Source organism: Streptomyces sp. BR123 (assembly GCF_013401435.1).
Lineage (GTDB): Bacteria > Actinomycetota > Actinomycetes > Streptomycetales > Streptomycetaceae > Streptomyces.
On the sequence record NZ_JACBGN010000287.1, the window covers coordinates 1 to 9,168 of the forward strand.

6 protein-coding genes are annotated in these 9,168 nt (G+C 76.5%); 1 reads left to right on the forward strand and 5 read right to left on the reverse strand.

Features of this window, described 5'->3' with window-relative positions; genetic code table 11:
- The 3 genes from HYE82_RS29935 to HYE82_RS29945 form a co-directional block, all read right to left on the reverse strand.
- On the reverse strand, positions 1–803 hold an 803-nt coding region (locus HYE82_RS29935; protein WP_306439653.1), incomplete at its 3' end, for a carboxyl transferase domain-containing protein.
- Positions 800–2,584 carry an acyclic terpene utilization AtuA family protein gene (locus HYE82_RS29940; protein WP_256987889.1) on the reverse strand — a complete coding sequence of 595 codons (1,785 nt, stop codon included), beginning with the start codon at positions 2,582–2,584 and terminating at the stop codon, positions 800–802. The genes HYE82_RS29940 and HYE82_RS29935, both read right to left, overlap by 4 nt.
- Before the next feature lie 104 nt (positions 2,585–2,688).
- Positions 2,689–3,492, reverse strand: a complete 804-nt coding sequence (locus tag HYE82_RS29945; protein WP_309144490.1) for a TIGR03084 family metal-binding protein — start codon at positions 3,490–3,492, stop codon at positions 2,689–2,691.
- A gap of 387 nt (positions 3,493–3,879) precedes the next feature.
- Between HYE82_RS29945 and HYE82_RS29950 the strand changes: the two genes are divergently transcribed.
- On the forward strand, positions 3,880–5,493 hold the full coding sequence (locus HYE82_RS29950) for an alpha/beta fold hydrolase (RefSeq protein ID WP_179177324.1): 1,614 nt from the start codon (positions 3,880–3,882) through the stop codon (positions 5,491–5,493).
- A 309-nt stretch (positions 5,494–5,802) separates the two neighbouring features.
- On the opposite strand, the gene HYE82_RS29955 is transcribed toward HYE82_RS29950, so the two are convergent.
- Positions 5,803–6,825: a DMT family transporter gene (locus HYE82_RS29955; RefSeq protein WP_179177325.1), complete on the reverse strand. Its 1,023-nt coding sequence runs from the start codon at positions 6,823–6,825 to the stop codon at positions 5,803–5,805.
- Between the two features lie 76 nt (positions 6,826–6,901).
- Positions 6,902–9,168 (reverse strand): FAD-binding and (Fe-S)-binding domain-containing protein (locus HYE82_RS29960; protein ID WP_179177326.1); only part of this gene is annotated, 2,267 nt, incomplete at its 5' end.

Sequence of the window (9,168 nt, forward strand, 5' to 3'; positions counted from 1 at the left end):
GGGTGGGCGCGGCGGTGGCCGAGGCGGGCCACGATCCGGCGGGCCTGGCGGATGGCGTCGTGTTCGTCGACGGCGTGGTGGTCGGCGAGGCCGGAGGTGCGGGCGTGCATGTCGGCGCCGCCGAGGGACTCGTCGTCGCTCTCCTCCCCGGTGGCCATTTTGACCAGCGGCGGGCCGCCGAGGAAGACCTTCGAACGGTCCTTGATCATGACGGTGTGGTCGGACATCCCCGGGATGTACGCGCCTCCGGCGGTGGAGTTGCCGAAGACGACGGCGACGGTCGGGATGCCGGCGGCCGAGAGCCGGGTGAGGTCGCGGAAGATCGCGCCGCCCGGGATGAAGATCTCCTTCTGCGAGGGCAGGTCGGCGCCGCCGGACTCGACGAGGCTGATGACGGGCAGCCGGTTCTGCCGGGCGATCTCGTTGGCCCGCAGGGCCTTCTTCAGGGTCCAGGGGTTGGAGGCGCCGCCGCGGACGGTCGGGTCGTTGGCCGTGATCACGCACTCGACGCCCTCGACGGTGCCGATGCCGGTGACGATCGACGCGCCGACGGGGTGGTCGCTGCCCCAGGCGGCGAGCGGGGACAGCTCCAGGAACGGGGTGTCCGGGTCGAGGAGCAGCTCGACCCGCTCGCGGGCGAGGAGCTTGCCGCGGGCGCGGTGGCGGGCGGTGTACTTCTCGCCGCCGCCGAGGAGGGCCTTGCCGTGCTCCGCGTCGAGGGCGTCGAGGCGTTCGAGGGCCGCCGTGCGGGCGGCCGCGTACTCGGGGGAACGGGGGTCGAGGGCGGTGCCGAGACGGGTCATGGGCCGGTCTCCTCCGGGGCGGGCAGGAGGTGGGCGGGGATGTCGAGGTGCCGGGCGCGCAGCCATTCGCCGAGGGCCTTGGCCTGGGGGTCGAAGCGGTGGGCGGAGGCGACGCCGGCGCCGAGGATGCCGGTGACGGTGAAGTTGAGGGCGCGGAGGTTCGGCAGTACGTGCCGGGCGACGGGGAGGCGGCGGGTCTCGGGGAGCAGCTCCCGGAACCGCTCCACGGTGAGGGTGGCGTGCAGCCAGTCCCAGGCCGCGTCGGACTCCGTCCAGACGCCGACGTTGGCGTCGCCGCCCTTGTCGCCGCTGCGGGCCCCGGCCACCAGGCCGAGCGGAGCCCGGCGGGCGGGCCCGGCGGGACCGCCGACCACCCCGCCGTTTCCGGAATCGGGTGGGCCCGGGTCGCGGGCTGCGGCGGCCTGGGCTCCTGTGCCCGGGGCTTCCGCGGCCCGGGCTGCCGGGGCCGTGGCTCCTGTTCCGGCTGCTGTGTCCGGGGCCGGCGGCCGGACCGCCGCGTCCGGGTTCGGCGCCCCGGCTCCCGGGACAGCGGCCGCGGGGCCGCTCGGGGTGACCGGGGTGCGGGTGCCGTCCGGGAGGACGGCGACCGCGGTCACCGCGGCCGCCGGTACGGTCGCGGACTCGAAGATCCCGTACGGCTGGGCCGGGCCCGGCGGGGCGGTGACGTGGAAGCCGGGATAGCTGGCGAGGGCGAGTTGGACGGCCTGCCCGGTCAGGGCCCGGCCGACCCGGTCGGCGGACGGGTCGCGCACCACCAGCCGCAGCAGCGCACTGGCCGTCTCCTCCGTGCCGGCGTCCGCATGGTCGGTGCGGGCCAGGGTCCACTCAGCGGCCGCCACGCCGGCGAGGGCTTCGGCCATCTGCGCCCGGACCAGGGCGGCCTTCGCCTCGATGTCCAGGCCGGTGAGGACGAACACCACCTCGTTGCGCCAGCCGCCGATCCGGGTGACGCCCGCCTTGAGGGTGCCCGGCGGCGGCTCGCCCACGACCCCGCTGACGGCGACCCGGTCGGGGCCGGCGTCGGCCAGGCGGACGGTGTCCAGGCGGGCGGTCACGTCGGGGCCGAGGTAGCGCGCGCCCTGCGTCTCGTACAGCAGCTGGGCCGTGACCGTGCCCACGGTGACGGCGCCGCCCGTCCCCGGATGCTTGGTGATCACCGACGAGCCGTCCTCCGCCACTTCCGCCAGGGGGAAGCCGGGGCGGCGGACGTCGTGCGCGGTGAAGAAGGCGTAGTTGCCGCCGGTGGCCTGGGCGCCGCACTCCAGGACGTGGCCCGCGACGACGGCCCCCGCCAGCCGGTCCCAGTCGTCGGGTGCCCAGTCGAACCACCAGGCGGCCGGCCCGCTGACCAGGGCTGCGTCCGTCACCCGGCCGGTGACCACCACGTCCGCGCCCGCCCGCAGGCAGGCCGTGATGCCGGCGCCGCCGAGGTAGGCGTTCGCCGTGAGGGCCGCGGCCGTCCCCTCGCCGTACGGCATGAGGTCGTCGCCCTCGACATGGGCGACCGAGACCGGCAGGCCTGCCTTCGCGGCCAGTTCGCGGATCGCGTCGGCCAGGCCCGCCGGGTTCAGGCCGCCGGCGTTCGCGACGATCCGCACGCCCTTCTCGTGGGCGAGGCCGAGGCCGTCCTCCAACTGCCGCAGGAAGGTCCTGGCGTACCCGGCGGACGGGTCCTTCAGCCGGTCGCGGCCGAGGATCAGCATGGTCAGCTCGGCCAGGTAGTCGCCGGTCAGGACGTCCAGCGGGCCGCCGGTCAGCATCTCCCGCACGGCGTCGAAGCGGTCCCCGTAGAACCCGGACGCGTTGCCGATGCGCAGCGGCCGACGTGCCGCCGCCCCGCCCGCCCCGACCGGCGCGTCGGCGTTCACCGCGCGGTCCCGGGGGCGCGGCCGGGCCCCGCCGGGCCCGCGAAGGCCTGGGCGATGTCCAGCCAGCGGTCGGCGTCCGGGCCGACGGCCGTGAGGGCCAGGTCGGCGCGGTGGGCGCGCCGGGTGACCAGGAGGCAGAAGTCGAGGGCCCGGCCGGTGACCCGCTGTGCCGCGTCCGGCGGCCCGTACGCCCACGGCTCCCCGCCGTCCGGTGGCTCCAGCTCGACCCTGAACTCCGCGGCGGGCGCGGGCAGTCCCCGTACCCCGAACGCGTAGTCGCGGGCGCGTACGCCGATCCGGGCCACGTGCCGCAGCCGGGCGCTCGGGGTGCGGCGAACACCCAGCGCGTCGGCGACGTCCTGGCCGTGGGCCCAGGTCTCCATCAGCCGGGCGCTCGCCATGGAGGCGGCCTTCATCGGCGGCCCGTACCAGGGGAACTTCGCGTCGGGCGCGGCCTCGGCGAGCGCGGCGTCGAGTGCGGCACGGCCGGCCCGCCAGCGGGCCAGCAGTTCGGCGGGCGGCAGGACCGCGCCCTGCTCGGCTCCCTCGTCGACGAAGGAGCCGGGGGCCTTGACGGCCTCCTCCGCCATGCGGGCGAAGCCGGGGGCGTCGGTGAGGGAGAGCAGGGCGGCCCGGTCGGTCCAGTGCAGGTGGGCGATCTGGTGGGCGACGGTCCACCGGGGCGCGGGCGTGGGCTTGGCCCAGGCGGGGGCAGGCAGTTCGGACACCAGCGATTCGAGATCCGCTCCCTCCTCCCGCAGGTCGGAGAAGACGGCGGACACGGCGGACGGATCGAGCACGGCGGGGCTCCCCTCTCGGCGTGGGGGGAAGACTGGCAGCCCCGCCCAAAACAATCAAGCATGCTTGCATCATTTGGCCGAGGAGCACCGCCTTTCCCGCCATACGCACCAACCAGCATGCAGCGCACGGCACTTGGGGCGGCACGGCCGACCCGGCAGGTACGGACCTGCGCGGCCCGCCGCCCGGGGGCGCGGCGAGGACGCGGTTCAGGCCGTACCCGGCGAACCGGCGCACGCCGGCGGGGACCGCGCCGATACTGAACGCTTCGGCCCCCCGCTCCGGGCCCCGGCCGGGGTCCCGGCACCGCACTGCACCGACGTCCGGATCACGTGACGCACGCACCGCCCCGACGTCATCGACCTACTCGACGCAGAGGATGAACTGCCGTGGACCCAGCCGCCTTCTCCCTCTATCCCGAACTCGACGCGCCCGCCCTCACCGCCTTCGTCGCCGCCCTGGAGAGCGGCGACACCGGCCTCCTCGCCCCGGCCCGCGCCGCCCAGGTCGCCGAAGCCCGCTCCGTCGCCGTCTTCTCCCGCACCAAGGTCGCCGGCGCCGAGGGGGACCTCATCGACGCCGCGCTGTGGCGGCACACCCGCCCCGACCCGCGGCCGGTGATCGTGATGCCCTCGCCGTGGACGGACTTCGGCTGGCTCCCGTACGCCGTCCAGGGCAGCGTCTTCGCCGCCCGCGGCTACAACGTCCTCGCCTACAGCGCCCGCGGGTTCGGCGACTCCGAGGGCGAGGTCGACGTGGCCGGCCCGCTCGACGTCGCCGACGGAAGCCGGGCCCTGGACCACCTCATCGAGCGGACGGCCGGCCCGGTGACCCGGATCGGCTTCCTCGGGGACAGCTACGGATCCGGCATCGCCCAGCTCGTCGCCGCGCACGACGCCCGCGTGGACGCGGTGGTCGCGCTCAGCACCTGGGGAGACCTCGGGGAGGCCTTCCTGGAGAACCGCACCCGGCACGTCGCCGCCGTCGAGGCCCTGTTCAGGGCTGCCGGCCGGGCACGGCTGAGCCCGCAGACGCAGAGCGTCTTCGAGAACGTCCTGGCGAACCGCGACATCGAGGCGGCCCTGCGGTGGGCCGCCTCGCGGTCGCCGTTCACGCACGTCAAGGAGCTCAGCCGGCGGCAGGTGCCGGTGTACTTCTCGCACGCCTGGCACGAGACGCTGTTCCCGGCCAACCAGACGCTGAAGATGTTCAACGAGCTCGCCGGGCCCAAACGGCTCGACCTGTCCGTCGGCGACCACTCCGGCCCCGAGATGTCGGGCATGACCGGCCTGCCCAACCGGATCTGGACCACCGCCCACCGCTGGTTCGACCACCACCTGGGGGGCGTCGACAACGGCATCGCCGACGAGGGCCAGGTCCTCGCCGAGGTCATGTGGAGCCGCACCCTGGAACCCCGGCCCAACTGGCAGTCCGTCACCGAGCACGTCCGCCGGCTGTACCTGGTGGACGGCGGCGAGCTGGCCGACACGCCCGAGGCCGGCTGGAGCACGCGCGTGCTGTGCGGGGTGGACACCCCGGCGACCGTCGCCGACGCCGTCGTGCGCTCCGGGTACGACGAGATGGCGGGCCGCCCGAAGGCCTACCGGACCGGCGACATCGACCGCACCGTGGCCGCCGTGTGGGTCGCGGACCCGGAGCCGGAGACCGCCCGGCTGCGGGGCGTTCCGCGGCTGCGGGTCACGTACCGGGCGGCCAACCCGAAGTCCACGTTCGTCGCGTACCTGCTGGACGTGGCGCCCGACGGGACGGGGCGGATCATCACGCACGCCCCGTACACCGACCTCGCCTCGCCGCCGGACAGCCTGGTGAAGGCGGACATCGAGCTGCAGGCCACCGCGTACGACGTGCCGCGGGGGCACCGGGTGATGCTGGTGGTCGACGGGCGCGACCCGTTCTACGGGGATGCGAATCTGCCGCGGGCCACGCTGGGCTTCACCTCTCCCGAGGCCACGCCGTCCTGCCTGGACCTGCCGCTGGGCTGACCCGCCGCCTGTCCGGCCCCGCCGCCCGGCCGACCACCCCCCGGCCGGGCGGCACCCCGGGCCCGGCGGCACCGCAGAGCAGGGCATGGCACGGCCGGGGGGCGGGGGCCGAGGCCGGGCGGCACCTCGGGAACCCGGCTCCGCCGGGCACCGGGCTCTGCCCGGACCCGCGCCTCAAACGCCGGCGGGGCTGGATTTCGCCGGGACCCGGCTCCGAACGTGCGCCCCAGCCGGAATTGCCCGACCCCGGCTCCGGGCTGTGGGCGTCAGGACGGCTCGGGCCGGGAGTGGGGTGGGCGGCAGGGGGCGTCAGGCGGGCTGGGGCTTGGTCTGGGAGCGGACCGCGCCCATGCTGGCCGCGATCACCAGGGCGATGGCCAGGGCGTCCTGTGCCGACATTGCCTGGCCGAGGACGAGGAAGCCCGCCGTGGCCGCGATCGCCGGCTCCAGGCTCATCAGGATCGCGAAGGTGGGCGCGGGAAGCCTGCGCAGCGCCAGCAGTTCCAGGGTGTACGGCAGCACGGAGGACAGGACCGCCACGGCCGCGCCGAGCGCGAGTGTCCCGGGGACCAGCAGCGCGGAGCCGGCCTCGGCCACACCCAGCGGCAGCGAGACGACCGCGGCAACCGCCATGGCGAGGGCCAGTCCGTCCGCCTGGGGGAAGCGGCGGCCGGTCCGGGCGCTGAAGACGATGTACGCCGCCCACATCGCGCCCGCTCCGAGCGCGAAGGCCGCGCCCAGCGGGTCGAGGCCGCCGAAGCCGGCCCCGCCGTGTCCGGCCAGGAGGGCGACTCCGGCCAGGGCGAGGGCCGCCCACAGCAGGTTCACCAGCCGGCGCGAGACGACGACCGACAGCACGAGCGGGCCGAGCACCTCCAAGGTGACGGCCGGGCCGAGCGGGATCCGGTCGACGGCCTGGTAGAAGAGCCCGTTCATGCCGGCCATGGCCACGCCGAAGGCCACGACGGTGCCCCAGTCGCTCCGCGAGTGGCCGCGGATCCGCGGGCGGCACAGGAGCAGCAACACGAGCGCGGCTGCCGCCAGCCGCAGCGTGACCACGCCCGCCGCGCCCGCCCTCGGCATGATCATGACCGCGAGGGCGGCCCCGAACTGCACCGAGATGCCCGCCGTGATCACCAGCGCGACCGGGCCGAGGCGCCCACCGCGGCCGACGGCTCCCGAGCCGGGGGCGGCGCCGGCTTCGAAGGCGGCTTCGGAGGCGGTTCCGTTTCCGGCGGGCGGTGTCGTGGCCGCCGTCGCGGCGGACCCGGGGCCGGGAGCGGGGACGGCCGGGGGCGTGGGCGTGGGCTTGCTGGCGGATGGTGCGGGCATCTCTCCAGACTAAGGCGTGCGTAAGGACCGTCGCAGCATGTACTGCCTTACAGTCGCATACGGCCCCTCGGGCCGGCTACCGCTGCTCCCGCAGGGCCTCGGCCAGCACTTCCGCCAGGTGCCGCGCCCTGACACCGGCCAGCTCCGCGATCTGTGTCCGGCACGAGAACCCGTCCGCCAGGACCACCGTCCGCTCCGGGGCCCGGCGCAGCGACGGCAGCAGCTGCTCCTCGGCACACGCCGCGGACACCTCGTAGTGGCCCGGCTCGAAGCCGAAGTTCCCGGCGAGGCCGCAGCAGCCGCCGCTGAGCCCGCCGGTCAGCCCGGCCCGCTCGCGCAGCCGCCGGTCGGCCGTGTCGCCGAGGACCGCGTGCTGGTGGCAGTGGGTCTGCCCGGCCGCCGGGCGGTCCAGGCGGGGCGGCCGCCAGTGCGGGGCGTACTCCTCCAGGGCCTCGGCGAAGGTGCGGACGGCGGCGGCGAGGCGGGCCGCGCGCGGGTCGTCGGGCAGCAGGGCGGGCAGGTCGGTGCGCAGGGCCGCGGCGCAGCTGGGTTCGAGGACGACGACGGGGTCCCCGGTGTCGCCCACCGCGTCGAGGGTGCGGCGCAGGACGGCGCGGGCCCGGTCCAGGCGGCCGGTGGACAGGTACGTCAGTCCGCAGCACACCCCCCGCCCGGTCCGTGCTCCCCGCCCGTCTCCCGGGCCCGCCGTGCCCGTGCCCGTACTCGTGCCCGTGCCCGTACCGGCCAGGTTCACCCGGAGTCCTGCCTCCTCCAGCACCTCGACCGCCGCCCGCCCGGCCCCGGGTGCCAGGTACTCGGTGAACGTGTCGGGCCACAGCAGCACCCGGGCCGCCGCCCCGTCCCGTGGCGGGGCCGCGGCCGGGCGGCCCCGCCACCAGCGGGTGAACGGCTGCGCGGCCGGGGCCGGGAGGCGGCGGCGCGGGTCGAGTCCGGCCAGGCGGGCAGCGCCGGGGAGCCGGGCGAGGCCGCCGGCCGCGCGGGTCAGGCCCAGCCGGTCGAGGATCCGGAGCCAGTCCGGCAGGCCGCCCAGCGTGTAGTGGGCCAGGGGCCGGATGCGGCCCGCCCAGTGGCGGTGCAGGAACTCCGCCTTGTACGTGGCCATGTCCACGCCCACCGGGCAGTCGCTGCGGCAGCCCTTGCAGCCCAGGCACAGGTCCAGCGCCTCGGCGACCTCCGCGGAGCGCCAGCCGTCGGTCAGCAGTTCCCCGGCCAGCATCTCGTGCAGCAGCCGGGCCCGGCCGCGGGTGGAGTGCCGTTCCTCGCCCGTGACCCGGTACGAGGGGCACATCACCGCCGGGCCGCCCGGCCGGTCCGTCCGGCACTTGGCGACGCCGATGCAGCGGGCGACCTCCGCGGCGAACTCCCCCGCCGGCCCGGTCCGGGGCAGCACCTCGAAGCGCAGGTTCTGGTCCAGGCGGGCCGGGCGGACCAGGATCCCCGGGTTCATGCCGCCCCGCGGGTCCCACACGTCCTTGTACGCGCCGAACAGGTCGATCACCCGCGGCCCGTACATCCTCGGCAGCAGCTCCGCCCGCGCCTGCCCGTCCCCGTGCTCGCCGGACAGCGAGCCGCCGTGCGCGACCACCAGGTCGGCGAGCTCGGCCGAGAAGGCCCGAAAGCGTCCCACGCCCGCCGGGGTGACCAGGTCGAAGTCGATCCGCACGTGCACGCAGCCCTCGCCGAAGTGCCCGTACGGGGTGCCGCGCAGCCCGTGCGCGGCGAGCAGGGCGCGGAACTCCCGCAGGTACGCGCCCAGGCGGCGCGGCGGCACCGCGCAGTCCTCCCATCCGGGCCAGGCCATCGCGCCGCCGGGCATCCGGGTCGCGGTGCCGGCCGCGTCCTCCCGGATCCGCCACAGGGCCCGCTGCGCCGCCGGGTCGGTGACGACCGCCGCGTCCAGCGCGTCGGCCGCCCGTACGAGCGACCGGGCCGCCCCCTCGTCCTTGGCCTCCGCGAACAGCCAGGCCCGGCCGCGCGGCAGGCCGGCCGCTGCCGGGCCGGGCACCAGGTCCTCGGCCATGCCCTCGACCGTCAGCGGCCCGTGCGGCAGCAGGCCGGCCGCGGCGTCGGCGGCCGCGCCCTCGTCGGCGTAGCCGAGGACCGCGAGTGCGGGCGCGGGCGGCAGCTCCACGAGGCGGACCACCGCTTCGGTGACCACGCCGAGGGTGCCCTCGCTCCCGCAGAAGGCCCGGGCGAGCTGCACGCCGCGCTCGGGCAGGAGCGCGTCGAGGCCCCCGTAGCCGGAGATCCGCCGCGTGAAGCCGGGGCCGCCGGAACCGCCAAGCCCGCCAGGAACCCCGGGGCCGCCAGGAACCCCGGAAC